This window comes from Caulobacter sp. 10L414, from assembly GCF_056395525.1.
In genome coordinates this window covers 26,505-45,738 of sequence record NZ_JBFTJR010000003.1, presented here as the reverse complement: position 1 = coordinate 45,738, position 19,234 = coordinate 26,505, and the positions used below count along the sequence as shown (strand labels likewise).

12 protein-coding genes are annotated in these 19,234 nt (G+C 69.3%); 2 read left to right on the top strand and 10 right to left on the bottom strand.

What is annotated here, in order from left to right:
* Positions 1-22: 22 nt before the first annotated feature.
* A complete protein-coding gene (locus tag AC1DCG_RS01695; protein WP_116491564.1) occupies positions 23-1,084 on the bottom strand; it encodes a GGDEF domain-containing protein in 1,062 nt (353 codons plus the stop codon).
* A 179-nt stretch (positions 1,085-1,263) separates the two neighbouring features.
* On the opposite strand from AC1DCG_RS01695, the gene AC1DCG_RS01690 reads away from it, so the two are divergent.
* Both AC1DCG_RS01690 and AC1DCG_RS01685 read left to right on the top strand, forming a co-directional pair.
* Positions 1,264-2,721 carry a coniferyl aldehyde dehydrogenase gene (locus tag AC1DCG_RS01690; protein ID WP_165255680.1) on the top strand — a complete coding sequence of 486 codons (1,458 nt, stop codon included), beginning with the start codon at positions 1,264-1,266 and terminating at the stop codon, positions 2,719-2,721.
* A 115-nt stretch (positions 2,722-2,836) separates the two neighbouring features.
* Complete coding sequence (locus tag AC1DCG_RS01685) at positions 2,837-3,907, top strand: glycosyltransferase family 61 protein (RefSeq protein WP_477041351.1); 1,071 nt, start codon at positions 2,837-2,839, stop codon at positions 3,905-3,907.
* Between the two features lie 10 nt (positions 3,908-3,917).
* Here AC1DCG_RS01685 and AC1DCG_RS01680 read toward each other — a convergent pair whose 3' ends face one another.
* The 9 genes from AC1DCG_RS01680 to AC1DCG_RS01640 all read right to left on the bottom strand — a co-directional run bounded on the left by AC1DCG_RS01680 (position 3,918) and on the right by AC1DCG_RS01640 (position 19,171).
* Positions 3,918-4,175, bottom strand: coding sequence for a hypothetical protein (locus AC1DCG_RS01680; RefSeq protein ID WP_477028101.1), 258 nt, complete (start codon positions 4,173-4,175; stop codon positions 3,918-3,920).
* Between the two features lie 140 nt (positions 4,176-4,315).
* Positions 4,316-5,902, bottom strand: a complete 1,587-nt coding sequence (locus tag AC1DCG_RS01675) for a DEAD/DEAH box helicase (protein WP_477028102.1) — start codon at positions 5,900-5,902, stop codon at positions 4,316-4,318.
* Between the two features lie 547 nt (positions 5,903-6,449).
* Complete coding sequence (locus tag AC1DCG_RS01670; RefSeq protein ID WP_477028103.1) at positions 6,450-6,974, bottom strand: SRPBCC family protein; 525 nt, start codon at positions 6,972-6,974, stop codon at positions 6,450-6,452.
* 58 nt (positions 6,975-7,032) lie between these two features.
* A complete protein-coding gene (locus AC1DCG_RS01665; protein WP_477028104.1) occupies positions 7,033-8,319 on the bottom strand; it encodes an RNA polymerase sigma factor in 1,287 nt (428 codons plus the stop codon).
* Complete coding sequence (locus AC1DCG_RS01660) at positions 8,316-8,699, bottom strand: YciI family protein (RefSeq protein ID WP_477028105.1); 384 nt, start codon at positions 8,697-8,699, stop codon at positions 8,316-8,318. Before AC1DCG_RS01660 ends, AC1DCG_RS01665 begins: the two co-directional genes overlap by 4 nt.
* A gap of 240 nt (positions 8,700-8,939) precedes the next feature.
* Positions 8,940-10,316 (bottom strand): HlyD family type I secretion periplasmic adaptor subunit, encoded by a 1,377-nt coding sequence (locus AC1DCG_RS01655; protein ID WP_477041350.1) that lies wholly within the window; start codon positions 10,314-10,316, stop codon positions 8,940-8,942.
* 5 nt (positions 10,317-10,321) lie between these two features.
* Complete coding sequence (locus tag AC1DCG_RS01650) at positions 10,322-12,112, bottom strand: type I secretion system permease/ATPase (protein ID WP_477028107.1); 1,791 nt, start codon at positions 12,110-12,112, stop codon at positions 10,322-10,324.
* A complete protein-coding gene (locus AC1DCG_RS01645; RefSeq protein WP_477041349.1) occupies positions 12,109-16,590 on the bottom strand; it encodes a beta strand repeat-containing protein in 4,482 nt (1,493 codons plus the stop codon). The genes AC1DCG_RS01650 and AC1DCG_RS01645 overlap by 4 nt, the downstream gene beginning before the upstream one ends.
* Before the next feature lie 415 nt (positions 16,591-17,005).
* Complete coding sequence (locus tag AC1DCG_RS01640; RefSeq protein WP_477028109.1) at positions 17,006-19,171, bottom strand: TonB-dependent receptor domain-containing protein; 2,166 nt, start codon at positions 19,169-19,171, stop codon at positions 17,006-17,008.
* Between the last annotated feature and the right edge of the window lie 63 nt (positions 19,172-19,234).

The window sequence follows — 19,234 nt, the reverse complement described above, 5'->3', positions numbered from 1 at the left end:
CTGGAGAAGAACGGGTATCCCTTCAGGCCGCGTTGGCCGATTCACTCTGGGTGTCGGCGGCGGTGACGCGGTTGCGGCCGCTGCGCTTGGAGGCGTAGAGCGCCGCATCGGCGCGCTCCATGACCGAATGGCCGGTCTCGCCCTTGCGGCGCTCGGCGAAGCCCGACGACAGGGTGATGGCGCCCAGGTCCTCGTTGGTCGAGCGGCGCTTGAGCATGCGCGAGGAGACCTCGACGCGGATCTCTTCCAGGGTGGCGCCGACGATGGCCGCCGCTTCGCCAGGGAAGATCATCGCGAATTCCTCGCCGCCGTAGCGGGCGGCGAAGCGGGGCAGGGCGGCCACGCGGCCGATGACGCTGGCGACGTAGCGGATGACCTGGTCGCCGGTCTGGTGGCCCCAGGTGTCGTTGAAGCCCTTGAAGTGGTCGATGTCGAGCACCGCCAGGCAGATGGCCGAGCCGGCCTCGTCGGCCTCGGCGCAGGCGCGCTCCAGCTCCTCGTCGAAGGCCTTGCGGTTGGCCAGGTTGGTCAGGCCGTCGGTGGTGGCGTCGCGGCGCACCTGCTCCAGGTGCTCGCGCAGGCGATCGACCTCGGCGGTGGATTCGGCCAGGCGGGTTTCGAGCGCCTTGTTCTCCTTGGCGACGCGGCGGGTGGCGTCGGCCAGGCTGGAGACCACGGCCTTGATGCCTTCGACGCCGGTCGGGGCGTCCAGGTCCTTGGAGACGCCCGCCAGGGTCTTGCCGAAGGCGGCGTTGGTCTTCTGGGCGTTCTGGATGGCCTTCGAGACCGATTCCAGCTCCTTGGAGAGCAGGTCGCCGGCGTCGCGGATCTGTTCGTTGAGGCGAGCCTTGGGCAGGTAGGCCGCGGCGAGCTCCTCGCTCAGCATCTCGGTGATGGGTTCGCCCATCGAGATCAGGCGGGTGATTTCGCGCGCCAGGGCGCCGTCGGGATCGGCGACGTAATGGGTCCAGAGTTCGAAGTTCAGCGCGGTCGGCCAGATCTGGTGACGTTCCATCAGGTCCAGGGCCCGACGGGCGATCTTGTAGGCTTCCGGGCCGCGCAGCGTGGTTTCGACGTCCGACATCATTCATTCCCCCGCCGATCCGGGCTTCTCCCAGACCGATCGCTTACGCGGCGAGCATAGGCACGAGAGTTCAAACGAGCGGTTAAGGCTGCGCGGGGGTGCTTGCGCCCGTCACAACTCCAAAGCATTCTGAACGCTGATAAGATGAGCCGAGAGGCCGTTTTCGGGAGAGACGCCGCATGAACGCCCCCGCCAATCTCGGCCAGGAAGCCGCCAAGGCCGGCCTCGAGATCATTCTCCAGCGACAGAAGGCCGCGCACCTGCGCGACGGCGCGCCGCCCGTCGAGCGGCGGATCGACTGGCTGAACCGCTGCATCGCGCTGCTGGTCGACCACGAGGCCGAGATCGCCCGGGCGGTCGGCGACGACTTCGGCGTGCGATCCAAGGACGCCACGGCGCTGACCGACGTGGCCGGCTCGATCGGACCGCTCAAGCACGCGCGCGAGCACGTGCGCAAATGGATGAAGACCGAAAAGCGCCGCACGACGCCGGCCCTGCTGGGCCTGTTCGGCGCCAAGGCCGAGGTGCGCTGGCAGCCCAAGGGCGTGGTGGGCGTGATCAGTCCCTGGAACTTTCCGGTCAACCTGACCTTCGCGCCGCTGGCCGGGGTGCTGTCGGCGGGCAACCGCGCCATGATCAAGCCGTCGGAGTACACGCCGGCCACCTCAGAGCTGCTCAAGGCCATGTTCGCCAAGGCCTTCGACGCCGACGAGATCGCCGTCGTCACCGGCGGGCCCGAGATCGGCCAGGCCTTCGCGGGGCTGGCCTTCGACCACCTGCTGTTCACCGGGGCGACTTCGGTGGCCAAGCATGTGATGCGCGCCGCCGCCGAGAACCTGGTGCCCGTCACCCTCGAACTGGGCGGCAAGAGTCCGGTGATCCTGTCGCGCGGCGCCGATCTCGACACCGCCGCGGCGCGGGTGATGGCCGGCAAGACCCTGAACGCGGGCCAGATCTGTCTGGCGCCCGACTACGTCCTGGCCCCCGCCGAGGACGTCGATCGCTTCGTCGAGGCCGCGCGCGCCGCCGTCGCCCGCAGCTTCCCGACGCTGAAGGACAATCCCGACTACACGGCCCTGGTGGCCCAGCGGCACTATGACCGGGTGAAGGACTATGTCGACGACGCCAGGGCCAAGGGCGGCAAGGTGGTCGAGCTGAACCCGGCCGGCGAGGACTTCTCCCAGCAGCAGCATCGCAAGATCCCGCCGACCCTGATCCTCAAGCCCACCGACGACATGGCCGTGATGCAGGACGAGATCTTCGGCCCGCTGCTGCCGGTGAAGGCCTACGACCGCATCGAGGACGCCATCGACTACGTCAACGGCCGCGACCGGCCGCTGGCGCTCTACTGGTTCGGAACCGACGAGGCCGAGCGCGAGCGCGTGCTGGCCGCCACGACCAGCGGCGGTGCGACCGTCAACGACGTGATCTTCCACGTCGCCCAGGAAGACCTGCCGTTCGGCGGCGTCGGTCCGGCCGGCATGGGCGCCTATCACGGCCATGACGGCTTCCGCGAGTTCAGCCACCGCAAGGCCGTGTTCCATCAGCTCAAGAAGGACATCGGCCCCATGCTGGCGCTGAGGCCGCCCTATGGCGAAGGCATCCGCAAGTACCTGGCCGGCCAGATCAAGCGCTAGAAACCAGCCCGGCGCTCGGTGGTCGTCGAACGAGAATCATTGGCTTTAGGGCCGTATGGCTCAGCTCGCCGCTTTCGATATCGTCGCTGAACGTCAGGCCCTGCCMATGGCGGAGATGGGAGCGCTTCGCCACGCCTTCTTCAATGGGGGCGAGGAGGGGTGGTCGCGGCTGGCGGAAGCCGAGGAGCCCGCCGCGCCGCCGCATCTGGTGCGGGATCTGACGGAGAGCTGGCCGTTTCCCGTCGATGCGCCGCCGCCGGCCTCCGAGCCGGCGATCTGTCATGTCCGGCAGGTCGACTGGTTTCCCGCCTATGGCGTGCTGGCCGGCCCCGGCGGGCGCGTCCTGCAGTCGGCTGGCGGTGAGGCGCTGCATCGCTGGCCCGACCTCGCCCCCGTATCCAAACTGATGGCGGACGGACCCAGCTGCGCCCTGGATAGGGGCGTGGTGTTCATGCCGTGGGGCGGCGGCTTCAACTATGGCCACTTCCTGCTCGACGCCATGCCGTCGGTCCTGGCCGCGGTCGAGCAAGGGTTCGCCGTCGGAGCGCCTGTGCTCGCGCCGCGCCTGAAGCCCTGGCAGAAAAGCCTGCTGGCCGCCGCCTTTCCCGAATGCGAGGTGCGCGAGGTTCCGGGCCGCAGGATACGCCTGGAGCAGGCGGCCTACGCCACCAGCATGGACCACTTCCTTCACGCGCCGACGGCCCTTGTCCGTCGCGTGGCGCAGCGGGTGGTCGCGGCCGTTCCCGACCGCCCCGGCAAGGGGCGGCGGGTCTATCTGTCGCGTCGCAGCCAGTCGATGCGGGTGATGGTCAACGAGGCCGAACTGGAGGCGGCGCTGCGAAGGCGCGGCTTCCTGATCGCACGTCCCGAGCGGATGGACGCTCTGGCCCAGGTGGCGCTGATGCGCGACGCCGACGTGGTCGTGGGCGCCTCGGGCGCGGCGCTGGCCAACGCCATGTTCCTGAAGCCCGGCGCGCGGGTCATCGAAATCCAGCCGGCCAACTTCACGAGCCGCTGGGTATGGGCGGCCTGTCGTCAGGTCGGGGTCGAATGGCGCGGCTACGTCTGCCCGTCGCCCGGCGATCCTCGGGAGGCGTCCTGGCTGGCGCGCGCACGCCGCGGCTTCCGCTTCGCCTATCGGCCGCCGCTGGACGATCTTCTGGCCTTCGTCGACGCCGCGCTCTGAGCGCGTCGGTTCAGCGGCCCTCGGTCCACAGGTCGAGCGGCTGATGCTGCTCGTGGCGGATCACCGCGAAATAGCCGGCCACGGCCAGCACGACCCCGGCGATCAGGCCGCCCAGAAAGCCCGCCGGCGTGGCGAACCACAACGTCAGCACGGTCAGCGCGACGGCGACGCCGACGATCGACCAGCGCACGAAGACGCTGAACACGTGATAGGTGCGCTCGTGCACCAGCAGGTCTTGATCTGATTGCGAGGGCGTGAAATCGGCCATGGCGGTTCCTCCGAAGTCTTCGGGAAAAACGCGCGGAGCCGCCTGAGCGACGCGACCGTGGGCAAAGAAAAAGCCGGCGGCTCCGTGGGAGCACGCCGGCCAATCTACGCCCTTTCGGGCCGCTCGTCAGTCCTGATCGATCAATCCTCGACCTTGGCCAGCTTCGGCGGAGCGCGAAGCAGGAAGGCGGGAATGTCGTTGCCGAAGCCGACGACGCGACGGTCGTCGTCGTCCTCGCGGGCGCGAACCGGCTGCACGCCGCGAACCGGCATCGGCGGACGCTCGCGCGAGGGACGGGGAGGCGGAGCCGCTTCCTCGACCGGGCCGGCCTCGGCGGTCTGCACGGCGGCGCGATCACGCGAACGCTCACGGCGCGGCTTGCGCTCGCGCTCGGGACGCTCGGCGCGTTCGACGGGCGCTTCCGGCGCGGCTTCGACGGTGACGGTTTCGACGACTTCGGCCTCTGGAGCCGCTTCGGCGCGCTCGCGACGGCCGCGGCCGCTGCGCTCACTGCGTTCGCCACGCTCGCGGCCCGGACGCTCGCCACGACCGCGACGGCGGTCGCCCTCGCGCGGCACGGTGACGGCGTTGGTGTAGTCGACGTCGAGAACCTCTTCCTCGGGCGTCTGGCCGATCAGCTTGATGACCTTGTCGAAGCCCTTGTCGTCGGCCGGGGTGACCAGCATGTAGGCCTCGCCCGTGCGGCCGGCGCGGCCCGTGCGGCCGATGCGGTGCACGTAGTCGTCGGCATGGTGCGGGACGTCATAGTTGAAGACGTGGCTGACGGCCGGGATGTCGAGGCCGCGGGCGGCCACGTCCGAGGCGACCAGGATCTTCAGCGCGCCCGAGCGGAAGTCGGCCAGGGTCTTCATGCGTTGGCTCTGGTCGAGGTCGCCGTGGATGGCGGCGGCGTCGAAGCCGTGCACCTTCAGCGACTTGGCGACGATGTCGACTTCGGTCTTGCGGTTGCAGAAGACGATGCCGGTTTCCGGCGCGGCCTTTTCGATCACCGTGCGCAGGGCCAGGCGCTTGGCCTTCGGATCCGAGCTCGGAACCTTGATCAGGCGCTGGGTGATGTTGGCGTTGGTGGTGGCCGGCTTGGCCACTTCGATGCGGACCGGATCGCGCAGGAACTGCTTGGTCAGGCGCGTGATTTCCGGCGGCATGGTCGCCGAGAAGAACAGGGTCTGCTTCTTGGGCGGGGTCAGCTTGAAGATGCGCTCGATGTCGGGGATGAAGCCCATGTCGAGCATGCGGTCGGCTTCGTCGACCACCAGGAACTGCACGCCGGTCATCAAGAGCTTGCCGCGCTCGAAGTGGTCGAGCAGGCGGCCCGGCGTGGCGATCAGCACGTCGACGCCGCGGTCGAGCTTCTTTTCCTGGTCGCCGAACGAGACGCCGCCGATCAGCAGCGCCCACGAGAGCTTGGTGCCCTTGGCGTACTTCTCGAAGCTGGAGGCGACCTGGTCGGCCAGCTCGCGGGTCGGCGCGATGACAAGGGCGCGCGGCATGCGGGCCTTGGCGCGGCCCGAGGCCAGCTTGTCGATCAGCGGCAGGGTGAAGGCGGCGGTCTTGCCGGTGCCGGTCTGGGCGATGCCCAGCACGTCTTGGCCGGCGAGGGCGACGGGGATCGCCTGGGCCTGGATCGGGGTGGCGGTCGTATAGCCGGTGTCGGCGACCGCTTGAAGGGTCGTGGGCGAAAGCCCGAGGTCTGAAAATTCGGTCATGTCACGCTGGTCTAGCTCGGAGCCGCCCGTGCTTGGGCGAGCGGGCGGCGCGGATTCGCCAGACCTGCTCCGAAGGTGCGGATAAATAGGCGCAATCGCCGCAAAGTCAATCTTCGCGGGGCCTGCCGGGCTTTGAGATGGGGCGCGGGATGGCGAGATCAAGAGCGAGCGCCGCCCCGATCCTTCCCCCGAAGGACCAGACCAGGACACCGGAGCCGTCGGCATCGTCCTGGCGGGGCGGCGCTCGCCTTGGCGCCGCCAAAGGGGAGGAAGACGGCGCTGATGAATTACTACTAGATCAGTATGGATTCGATGGTCCCAGATTTTCTGATATCGCCGTCAGCTGCCGGACTTAGTGAGGGGCGTGCTGTTCGGCGACGTGAGCGGTCCGCTTCTCAGCTTTCCTGGCAGGTTGCGCCCGTTCCATCTCGCCGCCGATCCGCTCCGTCGGCGCTGGAGCCGGACGCGACGGCGAGCTCGGTTCGAACTTCAGCATAAGCAGACGGGCCATGCGGATCTCCTCGAAAGCGTGCGGGGCAGGGGTCTCTCAGTTACGCTCGGCGACGGATTTCAGATTGGACAGTCCCGTCTCGAAATCGCGCCCGATCATCCTGTCCATGTTGAACACCAGGCCCATGAGCCGCGAGATGTAGGGCGCGGGCCCCGACATCGCCCAGGTCACGCGCGTGGCGTCGCCGACGGGCTCGGCGGTGAAGGCGGCGGTGTTGCTGGCCTTGAACGGCTTGTCGAAATCCAGGGCGATGGCCACCTCGCGGTTCGTCGTCGAGACGACGCGCATGTGGCCGGCTCCGGCCTTCTTGCCGACCCAGGCGTATGTCGCGCCGACGCCGCGGTCGGCGCCGCCGTAGGTGCGCTGCATGTCGGCGTCGAGCGCCTCGTAAGGCGACCAGGCGCGCCAGGCCTTGAAGTCGGAAATCTGCGCCAGAACCGCCTCTGGCGGAGCGTTGACCAGCACCGAGCGCTCGACCCGGAAGGTCGGCGGACGCAGGGCCGCGGCGACAAGCAGGCCGGCCACGGCTAGCACCACGACGGCGGCGAGGATCTTCAGCATCGAAAACTCCATGGGCGGGGCCCGTTTCGGGCCGTTCGCGACAAGGACGTTTCGGGGATCAGCCGTCCGACACCGCGGCGCGATTTTTCTCGCCCTCGGCCTGCAGGCGATCGAGGTGCTGGCGAATATGGGCGGCCTCGGCCGCGCCGCCGGCCAGGGCGATGGCCAGCTGGAACGCCTCGCGCGCGTCGGCGTCGCGGCCAAGCTGCAGGTTCAGCGCGCCCCGCAGGCCATGGAAATGGAAGTAGCCGGCCAGGCGCTCCTCCAGCGGCGCGATCATCTCGAGCGCGGCCTGGGGGCCGGCCACCTTGGAGACGGCGACCGCGCGGTTGAGGCTGACGACCGGGGAGGGGGTCATGTGCTCCAGCGCCGCATAGAGATGACCGATCTGCGCCCAGTCGGTGTCGTCGGCGCGTTCGGCCCGGGCGTGCAGGGCGGCGATGGCGGCCTGGACCTGATAGGGGCCCGGCTTGCGATGGCGCATGGCCTTGTCGATCAGCGCCAGGCCTTCGAGGATCATCGACCGGTCCCAGAGGGCGCGGTCCTGATCGTCCAGCAGAATGATCAGGCCGTCGGCGTCCAGCCGCGCCGGCGTGCGGGCGTGCTGCAGCAGCATCAGCGCCGTCAGGCCCATGACCTCGGGCTCGGCGGGAAAAAGCCCCAGCAGCAGGCGCGAAAGGCGCAGGGCCTCGTGGCAAAGCGGGCGGCGCGCATCGGCCTCGGCGCCGCCGGCCGAATAGCCCTCGTTGAACACCAGATAGACCATGGCCATCACCGTCAGCAGCCGCTCGGCGCGCTCGGTGGGATTGGGCGCCTCGAACGGTGTGTCGCCCTTGGCCACGCGGGCCTTGGCGCGGGTGATCCGCTGTTCCATGGCGCTTTCGCCGACCAGGAAGGCGCGGGCGATCTGGCGCACCGACAGGCCCGACACGATGCGCAGGGCCAGGGCGATCTGCTGGGTGGCCGGCAGGTCCGGGTGGCAGCAGACGAACAGCAGCCGCAGGATGTCGTCGCGATAGTCGGCGCCGTCCAGCCGCTCGGCCAGCGCGGTTTCGGCGTCATCCAGTCCGGCCGCCAGGTCGGTCAGGACCTCGTCGGACGGCAGGGCGGTCTGGCGACTTCGCCGGCGGCCCGCGTCGACGCCGCTGTTGCGTCCCACCAGGATCAGCCAGGCGGTCGGATCGCGCGGCGGGCCTTTTTCCGGCCAGGACTTCAGCGCTCGCAGGCAGGCGTCCTGATAGGCTTCCTCGGCGGTGTCCAGGTCACGAAAGTAGCGCAGCAGGGCCGCCATCGCGCGCGGACGGGCCGAAACCAGGGCGGCGTCGATCCAGTCGGGGTCGTTCACGGGCGCGCTCCGTGAACGCCGTTCGATTTCCAGAAATCGCTGACAGGCCGAATTTCGTAGCAGCCGCCGGGGTTTGCCGCCGCAAGCTCACGCGTTGCGGCCACAGCGTCTTCAAGGTCCGTGCAATCGGCCAGATAGAAGCCCAGCAATTGCTCCTTGGTCTCGGCGAACGGACCGTCGACCAGCAGCGGCGGCTCGCGGTCCTTGCGCAGCGTCACGGCCGTGGTGGTCGGCAAGAGCCGCGCCGACAGGCTCAGGCGGCCTTGGCCGGCCAGGTCGTCGCGAACCACGCTCAATCGCGCCATCACGGCCTCGTCATGCGCCGGGCTCCATGCGCCGACGACGTCTTCCATGTGATAGCAGAGAATGGCGTACAACATCGCGCGGCTCCGACGGCCCAAGCGCCGTGAGCCTAGGACGCCGTCGTGAGCCGCAGGCCGACATCGGCCACGAAGAAAATAGGCTCTGTGGCGCACAAAGGCCGTCGCTGTTGGCCCGGCGGACATCGCCACGCGTCAAAAAGGCTGAGATATTATTGCTGATAATATTCCTTAGGCGATAAACATTGAGGTGCAGATCGCTGGTCGCATTGCCAGGAAAATATTCCTATTCCCGCGCTCTCACTGCTCCCGGAACGTCCTGAACAGCCGCTGCTGCAATGGCTCAAGCAGGTACTGCAACGCGGTGCGCTTGCGCAGCGGCGCGACGACCTCGACCGGCAGCCCCGGTTTCAGCGCCGGCGGCTCGCGGCCCGGCTGCTTCAGCGCGGCCAGCTCCTCCGGCGGCACGGCGACCTCGGCGCGGAAATAGCGCGCGCCGGTCTTTTCGTCGGTGAAGCCGTCGGCCGAGAGCTTGGTCACCGTGCCCTGCAGCAGCGGCAGATGGCGGTCATGGAACGCGGTGAACTTGACGTCGGCGTTCTGGCCCACGTGCACGTCGTCGGCGTCGTTGGGTGAAACGCGGGCCTCGATGACCAACGGCGCGCGCTGCGGCACGATCTCCATCAGCGTGTCACCTGGCGCGGCGACCCCGCCGACGGTGAACACCTTCAGGCCCACCACCTGGCCCGAGGCCGGCGCCCTGACCATGCCGCGCGAGAGCTGGTCGCGCGCGGCGGCCAGCTTGGGCTTGAGGTCGTTGAGTTCGATCTCGGACTGGCGCAGGTCGGCGATCACCTCGTCCATGTGCTCGCGGTCGCCCTGCAGGGCCTGCATGCGGGTCTCGCCGATGCCTTCGCGGGCGCTGGCGGCCTGGGCGCGGTAGGCGCCGTCGGTTCCAACCAGATCGGCCGCGGCGCGTTCCAGCGCCCTCACCCGGGTCAGCGGCGCATAGCCCTGGGCGGCCAGCTTGCGCATGCCCTCCAGTTCCTCGCCGATCAGCCGCTGCTGCTCGCGGTTGGCGGCCAGCTGGCGGTTGTAGCCGTTGATCTGCTCGGCCAGCTGGCTGGCGCGCTCGCCCAGCACGCCGCGCCGCGAGGCCAGCGCCGCGCGCTGGGCGGCCAGTTGCCGGCGCTCCAGTCCCATGGCCTCGTCGGCCAGGACCTGGTCTTCGAGCGCCAGCCCGGCGAAGGCGACCGGCGTGACCGGCGCGGCCAGGCCGTCGCGCTCGGCGATCAGCCGCGCCCGGCGGGCCTCGACGGCGAACACCCGGGCGGCCAGCGCCCGCTCCTGCGCCCTCACCTCCTGGACGTTGAGCTCCAGCAGAACCTGGCCCTGGCTGACCTTGTCGCCCTCCTGCACGCGCAGGGCCGAGATCACCCCGCCTTCGCGATGCTGGACGGCCTGGCGGCTGCCGGAGACCACCACCACGCCTTGCGCATAGGCCCCGGCGTCCAGGGGAGCGAAGGCGGCCCAGCCCAGGAACCCGACGAAGAAGGCGCCGGCCGCGGCCAGGCCGACGCGCAGCTCCCAATGCGGGGCGTCGGCCGGACCTTCGGCCTTGTAGGCCTCGACCGTGACCAGGGCCCCAGGTTTGTGGACAGCTAGCGAACCGGTCATGGCGTTCACCCCGAAACCCGAAGATCAGGCGGCGCATTGGCCGGGCGCGGCAGTCCGGCCACCCGCGCCTCCAGCGCCTGCAGCACCTCGCGGCGTGGGCCGTAGAGGTCCATGGCGCCGTCGCGCAGCACCAGCAGCTTGTCGGCCACGCCCAGGATGTTGAGGCGATGGGCGATGACCACCAGCGCCGCCCCCCTCGCCTTCTGGGCCGCGATCGCGTGCTCCAGCGCCGTCTCGCCCTCGAAGTCGAGGTTGGAGTTGGGCTCGTCGAGCACGAACACCTGGGGAGAGCCGTAGAGCGCGCGTGCCAGGGCCAGGCGCTGGGCCTGACCGGCCGACACCCCTGCCCCGCCCGGTCCGAGCGGCGTGTCGTAGGCCTGGGGCAGCCGCAGGATCATCTCGTGCGCGCCGGCCGCGGTCGCCGCCGCCACGGCCCGCTCGTCGATCTCGCGCGGGTCGCTTTCGGTGATGCTGGCGAAGCGGGCGATGTTCTCCTTCACCGTGCCGGCGAACAGGCCGCAGTTCTGCGGCAGGTAGCCGATGTGGGCCGCCAGGCGCTCGGACTGCCAGTCGGCCAGGTCCGCGCCGTCTATGCGCACGCAGCCGAGGTCGGGCGTCAGCGCCCCGACCAACACCCTGGCCAGGGTGGTCTTGCCCGCGCCGCTGGGGCCCACCACGCCGATGATCTCGCCCGGATTGAGGTCGAAGGACACGCCGCGCAGGATCATGCCCGCGCCATCCGGCGTACGGACGCCGGCCTGTTCGGCCCGCAGTCGCCCCTTGGGTTCGGGCAGGCGCGTGCGGACCGGCGCGGCGGGAGAGCGCTCGAAGAGGTCGACCAGGGTGCGGAGGCCGTCGCGGGCCTGGATCACGCTCTTCCAGGCGCCGACGATCTGCTCGACGGGCGCCAGGCTGCGGCTGAGCAGGATCGAGGCGGCGATCACGCCGCCGGCCGAGATCTCGTGCCGCACGGCCAGCCATGCGCCGGTCCCCAGCGCCAGCGACTGCAGGGTCAGGCGCAGGAAGCGGATCAGGCCCGTATAGATCCCGCCCGTGAACTGGGCGTCGGCCTGCAGGCCCACGGCGGCGCGCCGGTCGAGCAGCTGGCGCACGATCAGCGGCTCGCGCATGCCCAGCGCCTTGACCAGGCCGCCCTGGCTGGCGATCGCCTCCTGCGTGGCGTAGGCCTGGGCCGAGGCTTCGTTGAGGGCCTTGAGCTTGGCGCGGGTGGCCTGTTCGTTGAGGATGGCCAGGATCAGCAGCGCGCCCGCGCCGATCACCGAGATCATGCCCAGCAGGGGATGCAGCACGAAGCAGAGCGCCAGGTAGATCGGCGTCCAGGGCGCGTCGAGCATCGCCGTGGCGGCGGGCCCGGCGACGACGTTGCGGAAGGAGTCGAACTCCCGCATCGCCTGGCGCAGGCGGGGGCCGGCGTCGGGGCTGAGCCCGCCGGTCAGCCGGGTCAGCACCTCGGGCGCCAGCAGGCGGTCCAGGCGCAGGCCCAGCCGCACCAGGATGCGCTGACGCAGGCTGTCCAGCATGGCCAGTGTGGCCAGGGCGAAGACGACCGCCACCGTCAGAAACGCAAGCGACAGGAGCCCGCCGGTGGGCAGGACCCTGTCGTAGATCTGCAGCATGTAGAGGGTCGGCGCCAGGTAGAGGATGTTGACCAGGGCGCTGAAGCCGGCGGCGATCAGCAGATGCCGCCGGCAGGTTCCCAGAGCGCTGGCCAGCGGCTCGGGGAGCGGTCGCCGCCCCGAGCCTCTCGCCCTGCCCTCGCCGCCCCGCCCGCTCATGCGAGGGTATCCTCGGCGTGGTAGCGGGTCAGCATGGTGACGAACAGCTTGTCGTCGCCGTCGCCGGCGAAGGTGAAGCCGCTGATCGTGCCGTTGTTGTTGTAGTCGTCGAGCGCGGTGTGCAGGGCCGCGCCGGAGCCTTGCCAGGCCGCGCTGCTCTGCTTGATCGCCGGTCCGTTGAAGTCGGCGATCCCGTCATGATTGGCGTCGGCGTACTGCTGCAGCCAGTCGATGGCCTGGTTCATCTTGGCGGCGGGGCTGTTCGGATCGAGCGGGTCGCCCGAGGCGTTGCCGGCCTCGAAGTTCAGCCAGGCGGCGATGACGTCGCGGCCCAGGACGTAGCGGGCGTCCGGCGAGGGCTTCTGCGAGGCGTCCAGCACCTTCAGCGCCAGGGCCAGCGACATCTGCAGGGTGTCTTCGCCGGCGTCGGTGATCCCGTTGCCGTTGTCGTCGCCCAGCAGGATGTAGCGCTCTTCCTTGTTGCTGTTGCCAGGGTCCGGGCCGTCGACGATGCCGTTGTTGTAGGCCAGCRGTTCGCCGTTGGGGAAATCAGGACCGGACTTGGTCTCGTTGCCCACCGTGCCGTCCCAGAAGGTCAGCCCATTGGGCGACAGCCAGAAGCCGGGGGTGCGCACGCCCACCGTGTCGATCAGGCCGTAGTAGTAGGCCAGGTCGTGGTCGCTGGTCGTGCCGCCGGAGTAAGTCCCCGACGCGGTGGCGTCGTTGACGTGCTGGCCCGAGGTCCACGGCGCGGTGATCTGGAACTCGGTGCTGGCGCCGACCGCCAGGTTGCCGAGATCACGCGCCGTGCCCGCCGCGGCGCCGTTCAGGTCGAACACCGAGTCCGTCACCGCGGTGTTGGTCAGGGTGACGTTGCCGGTGTTGGTGACCACGAACTTGAAGGCGATGCTGGCGCTGGAGGTGGCGATCGGCCCCATCGGGTCGTCCGCGTCGCTCCAGGTCGCGCCGCCGTCGATCGAGACGTACTTCTCGATGTCGATGCTCGCGCGCTGCTGCACCGGCACGTTGGCGTCGTCGGTGTCGGGGCCAGTCTGGTTGGAGTCGGCCGTGGCCGTGTTCTCCAGGGCGCCGTCTCCGCCGCCGTTGGAGTCGATCTCCGCCTGGGTGACCGTGTGCTTGGCGGTGTAGCCCCAGGTTTCACCCACCTCCAGGAAGGCGTCGTTGTCGCCGACCACATCGGCGCCGCGCATGATCGAACCGGCGTCGGCATAGGGATCGGTCACCGTGACGCCGTCCAGCGTGGTGTTGCCGGTGTTGGCGACAGTGATGACGTAGCTGATCTGTTCACCGGCCGTGTCGGCCGTGCCGCCGGGGACGGTGGCGTCCTTGACGATGTTCAGGCTGGGCCGGCGATCGACGGGCACGCTGGCGTCGTCGGTGTCGGGGCCGGTCTGGTTGGAGTCGGCCGTGGCGGTGTTCTCCAGCTGACCGTCCCCGCCGCCGTTGGAGTCGATCTCGGCTTGGGTCACCGTGTGCTTGGCGGTGTAGCTCCACACCTCGCCCACTTCGAGCAGGGCGTCGTTGTCGCCCACCGTGTCGGCGCCGCGCATCAAGGTTCCGGCGTCGGCGTAGGGGTCGGTGACCGTCACGCCGTCCAGCGTGGTGTTGCCGGTGTTGGTGACGCTGATCGTGTAGCTGATCTGCTCGCCGGCCGTGTCGGCGGTTCCTCCAGGGACCGTCGCATCCTTGACGATGTTCAGGCTGGGCCGGCGATCGACGGGCACGCTGGCATCGTCGGTGTCCGGGCCCGTCTGGTTGGAGTCGGCCGTGGCCGTGTTTTCCAGCTGACCGTCGCCGCCGCCGTTGGAGTCGATCTCCGCTTGGGTCACCGTGTGCTTGGCGGTGTAGCCCCAGGTTTCACCAACCTCCAGCAGGGCGTCATTGTCGCCGACCACATCCGCGCCGCGCATGATCGAGCCGGCGTCGGCATAGGGGTCGGTCACCGTCACCCCGTCCAGCGTAGTGTTGCCCGTGTTGGCCACGGTGATGACGTAGCTGATCTGCTCGCCCGCGGTATCCGCCGTGCCGCCAGGGACGGTGGCGTCCTTGGTGATGTTCAGGCTGGGCCTGGCGGCGACCGGGACGCTGGCGTCGTCGGTGTCGGGACCTGTCTGGTTGGAGTCGGCCGTGGCCGTGTTCTCCAACTGCCCGTCGCCGCCGCCGTTGGAGTCGAGTTCCGCCTGGGTGACGGTGTGCTTGGCCGTGTAGCCCCAGGTCTCACCCACCTCCAGGAAGGCGTCGTTGTCGCCGACCACATCGGCGCCGCGCATGATCGAACCGGCGTCGGCATAGGGGTCGGTCACCGTCACGCCGTCCAGCGTGGTGTTGCCGGTGTTGGCCACGGTGATGACGTAGCTGATCTGTTCACCGGCCGCGTCGGCCGTGCCTCCGGGGACAGTGGCGTCCTTGGTGATGTTCAGGCTGGGCCGGCGGTCGACGGGCACGCTGGCGTCGTCGGTGTCGGGGCCCGTCTGGTTGGAGTCGGCCGTGGCCGTGTTCTCCAGCATGCCGTCGCCGCCGCCGTTGGAGTCGATCTCGGCCTGCGTGACCGTGTGCTTGGCCGTGTAGCCCCAGGTTTCACCGACCTCCAGGAAGGCGTCGTTGTCGCCCACGACATCCGCACCGCGCATGATCGAGCCAGCGTCGGCATAGGGGTCGGTGACCGTCACGCCGTCCAGCGTGGTGTTGCCTGTGTTGGCGACGGTGATCGTGTAGCTGATCTGCTCGCCCGCCGCGTCGGCCGTGCCGCCGGGGACGGTGGCGTCCTTGGTGATGTTCAGGCTGGGCCGGCGGTCGACGGGCACATTGGCGTCGTCGGTGTCGGGRCCKGTCTGGTTGGAGTCGGCCGTGGCCGTGTTCTCCAGCATGCCGTCGCCGCCGCCGTTGGAGTCGATCTCGCCTTGCGTCACCGTATGCTTGGCGGTGTAGCTCCAGACCTCGCCCACTTCGAGCAGGGCGTCGTTGTCGCCCACCGTGTCGGCGCCGCGCATGATCGAGCCGGCGTCGGCGTAGGGGTCGGTGACGGTGACGCCGTCGAGCATCACGTTGCCGGTGTTGGCCACGCTGATCGTGTAGCTGATCTGTTCGCCGGCGGTGTCGGCCGTGCCGCCCGGGACGCTGGCGTCCTTGGTGATGTTCAGCGCCGGATTGCGGGTCAGCGTCACGCTTTCGGGGTCGCTGTCCGAGACCGAGATGCCGCTGGCCGACGAGCCCGTGGCCGTGCCGGTGTTGGTGTAGCCGCCGGCCTCGATTTCGGCCTGGCTGAACACATGCAGCAGACTGCCGGTCGCCGAGGCCCCGACCGCGAGGTCGTCGGCCTGCCCATCGCCGTCCTGGTCGGTCAGGCCCGTCAGGGGGATCGCGATGTCGTCGGCGGTGTTTCCGGGCGTGCCGTTGTCGTCCGTCAGGGTGACGTTCAGCAGCTTGATCGTGCCGGTGTTGGTGACCGTGAAGTTGAAGACCTGGGTGTCGCCGGCGTCGTCGCCGTTGCCGTCGCCGTCGGTGCGCGTTCCGGCCGTCTTGACCACGTCGACCTGGGGCGGGATCGGCTGGTTGCCGATCTGCACATTGTAGGTCGTGGCCGCGCTGAGGGTGACGGTCTCGAAGGCGCCCGTGGTCTGGGTCCAGCCCTCCTGCAGCACCTCGTCGACCTGCACCGTGCCCAGCGACAGCGGCAGGCCGCCGATCTGGAACGTGCCGTCGGCCTTGGTCACCGTCGAGCGTTCGCCCGCGTCGAGCACGCCGTTCTTGTTCTCGTCGACGAAGATCGTCCAACCGCCGAGGCCCGCCTCGCCGGCGTCCTGCACCCCGTCGCCGTCGGCGTCGAGGAACTTGATGCCGCTGATGATGGCGGCCTGCTCGGTGTTGAACTCCTCGAAGCCGTCGTCGGCGGCGTAGTCCGTGCCAGGTCGGCCGAACTCTGCGTACATGGTGATGTAGGCCGAGCTCAGGTCCGCACCGCCGAACAGCGAAACCGGTACATAGAAGATGTAGTCGTCATTGCCGCTGCCCGACGAGTGCGCGTCCAGCAGCAGAGTCTTGTCGCCGCTTGCGTCGAGATCGAAGATCTTGGTGAAGTCGGCGTCCAGCTCCTGGGTGCCGGCGACATAGTCCGCGCCCGTGGCCGGAGCCGACGAGTAGTAGATCTTCAGCGCATTCAGCGCGGTGAACGGATTGGCGTTGGTCTCGTTAAGGTCCAGCCGGAATTCCAGGTACTGCACCCCGTCGATCACCCGGATGGGGATCTGGTTGAAGGTCAGGCTGCTGGTCTTGCTCTGGTCGGTGTTGAGCACATCAGTGGCGTCGGTGTTGAAGCCGTTCTCGTTGCCGTCATTGTCGCGGATGCCGAGGAACGGGGCGTAGATGCCCGTGCCTGAACCGATCGCGTCGCCGCGCGTGATGACCACGCCGTCGATCGTCGCCGTACTGCCAGGTGAGGTGAGGTCTATGTCGGCCATGACTAGCTCCCGAGCGCTCCGCGCGCATGCCCTCCGGGCTCGTCCGCGCGATCCAAACGAAGGCCTCGATCACAACGTCGACGGGGGAGACGGATGCCGGGTCCGAGGTCGGCGCCGGAGGCGCGCGCAAACGCCTGAAGCTCGTGACCGTCTTTGGGGATGCGATGACCGCCTTCCCCGCCGCCGGCTCAAAGAGGCTCCTGGAGCGCGCAACGCCTACGCGAAGCGAAACAGCGGCTAGCGATCTGCCTAGTTCAGTTTCGCGTCAATAACTTGAGATTAGCAATGACAAGTCGTCATGCTGAATGCATTAAGCCGTATGTCTCAGTGGTCGCCGCAATTTCACATGACGAAATCAATCATTCGCATGCACTAGACTTTCGTTTGAGTAGCGCGGCGCGAAAACTCGCCAGACCTAGAAGCGCCCGCGCAGAGTGACCCGGGCGACGCGTCCCAGGCTGTCCTGGTCATCGCGCCCGTAACCCGGCGCAGGGCGGCCGTCGCCCAGCCTGGCGCGGGGCCGCGCGTCCAGAAGGTTCTCGATTTCAAGGCCCAGGCGCAGGCCCGAGATGCGCATGGGAGGCGCTCCGCCCTCCCCGGCCTGGGCCGGCGCGGGGGGCTTGGCGGCGAACATGTAGCCCAGCTTGAGGTCGATCCTGGTGAGGTCGGAGACCACCAGGTCGTTCGGGCCGTCGGCGCCCGTGTCGCGGCGGGTGCGATAGGCCTGCCGCCACCGGGCGCTGGCGTTCAGCGTCCATTTGTCGCGGCGCGCGTCCAGCGTGGCCGACAGCGTGTTGCGCGCCGAGCCGCCGCCGTCGCCGGCCAGATGGTCCATCACGGGATAACCGGCGCGGATGACCGTGACGCTCTTCAGCTGCAGCGTGTGGTTCAGCGAGACCCTCAGACTCGACGTGCTCAGCCCCGGCGGACCCTTGCCGTCGAAGGGCACGATGAAGTTCAGCCCCGAGGCCAGGGTGTCCGATCGCGACGAGAGCAGGTTTATCGCGCGCTGGTCGACGCTGATCAGGCGGCCGTCGGGGTCGCGCTGGAACCGCTCGGGAAAGGCCGCCTCGACCGCCGGGGTCAGGGCCGGCAGGCCGCTGATGCCGTCGCGGGAGTCGGAGGTGCGGTAGCTGAAGTTGCCCGACAGCCGCCACGGCGTGACCGGCCCCACCGAGAGACCCAGCGAGAACCGCTCGTTGGTCTGGCCCTTCAGGTCCGGATTGCCGCCCAGCAGCGGCAGGATCTCCACCGACTGGCCGGTGGCGAAGTCGAACACCACGATCGGCGTCCCGTAGAAGGGCGCGTCGAACAGCTGCTGGTCGGACGGGGCGTCGTAGGAGCGCGCCCACGAGCCGTTCAGCCGCAGGATCTTGTGCGGCGACCACATCAGCGCGCCGTTGACCCCGCCGCCGCCGCCCGACCCCGACTGGCGGCGCACGTTGCCGCTGAGGTTCAGGGCCGCGCCGCCCAGATTGATCCCTCCCGCGCTCTCGCCAGGCTGGGGCGCGCGCAGCAGCGGGATCGACAGTCCGCCCCGGATGTCGGCGGTCTCGGCGCTGCGCTCGGTCTTTTCGCCCTCGATGGTGTTGGTCGAGCTGGTTTTCGAAACGCGGCCGCTGACGTCCATCGTCAGTCGGCCTGCCGGCAGGGTCAGCAGCGGCCGGTCGGCCGACAGGTTCAGTCCGACCGAGCGGTTGTTCGACTTGCGGTCGGTCAGGCCCTCCTGGCTGCCGCTCGAGAGCTGGCCGTCGAGGGCGGCCCTGACCGACCATCCGGCGATGTCGCCATTGCCGCCCGCGTTGAGGGTCAGGCCCTGTTGGCGCCCCTGGATTCCGGCCAGCGCGTCGCCCCGGCGAGAGACCGTCTCGTCCCGCTGGGCGCGCGCGGTGGCGCTGAACGAGCCCTGCCATTCGCCCAGGCGGCGGTTGACCGACATGTTGCCGGTCACGGACGTGTTCTTCGGCTTCAGGACGACGCCGAGAGATTGCGGGTTGTCGCGCAGGTAATCGGGCCGCTCGTCGGCCCGCAGCGAGGTGTCATGCGTCAGTCGCACGCCGAGCTGGCTCATGTTCTCGTCGGCGATCGCCGAGCGGCGCACATCGCCCATCGAGGAAGAGCGCCCGCCGCTGGTCGGCCGCGCCTCGGCCAGCTGGGCGTCGCGGCTCTGGAAGCTGCGCTTGAGAACGATGTTGACGACCCGCCGGCCCGGGTCGGCGCCGTACAGCCCCGCCGCCTGCTCGGGCAGCAGCTCCACGCGGGTCATGGCGTCGGGCGGAAACGACAGGTAGTCGCCGGCGTTCTGCACCCGCCGGCCGTTGATGATCACCACGGGCGGCTCGGTTATGCCGTAGGCCGAACTGATCCGGTCCAGCGCCTCGCCGATGTCGTAGGCGCCCAGGGCTTCGATCTCGCCCGGGCCCAGTTCGGTCTCGGGCGGGGTCTTGGCCGCCCCGCGACGGGCCACGACCTCGACGCCCGAAAGCCGCACCGCCACGTCGTCGGCCTCCTCCGCCTCGGCCCGCGCCGCAGCGCTCGCCTGCGGCGGCGCCGGGGCCTCGCCTGGGGCGACAGCGGACATGAGAAGCAGCCAGTACATCGGGGGCATCCAGCCGCATCACAGCCGCGAGTTGCAAGGCCTCTT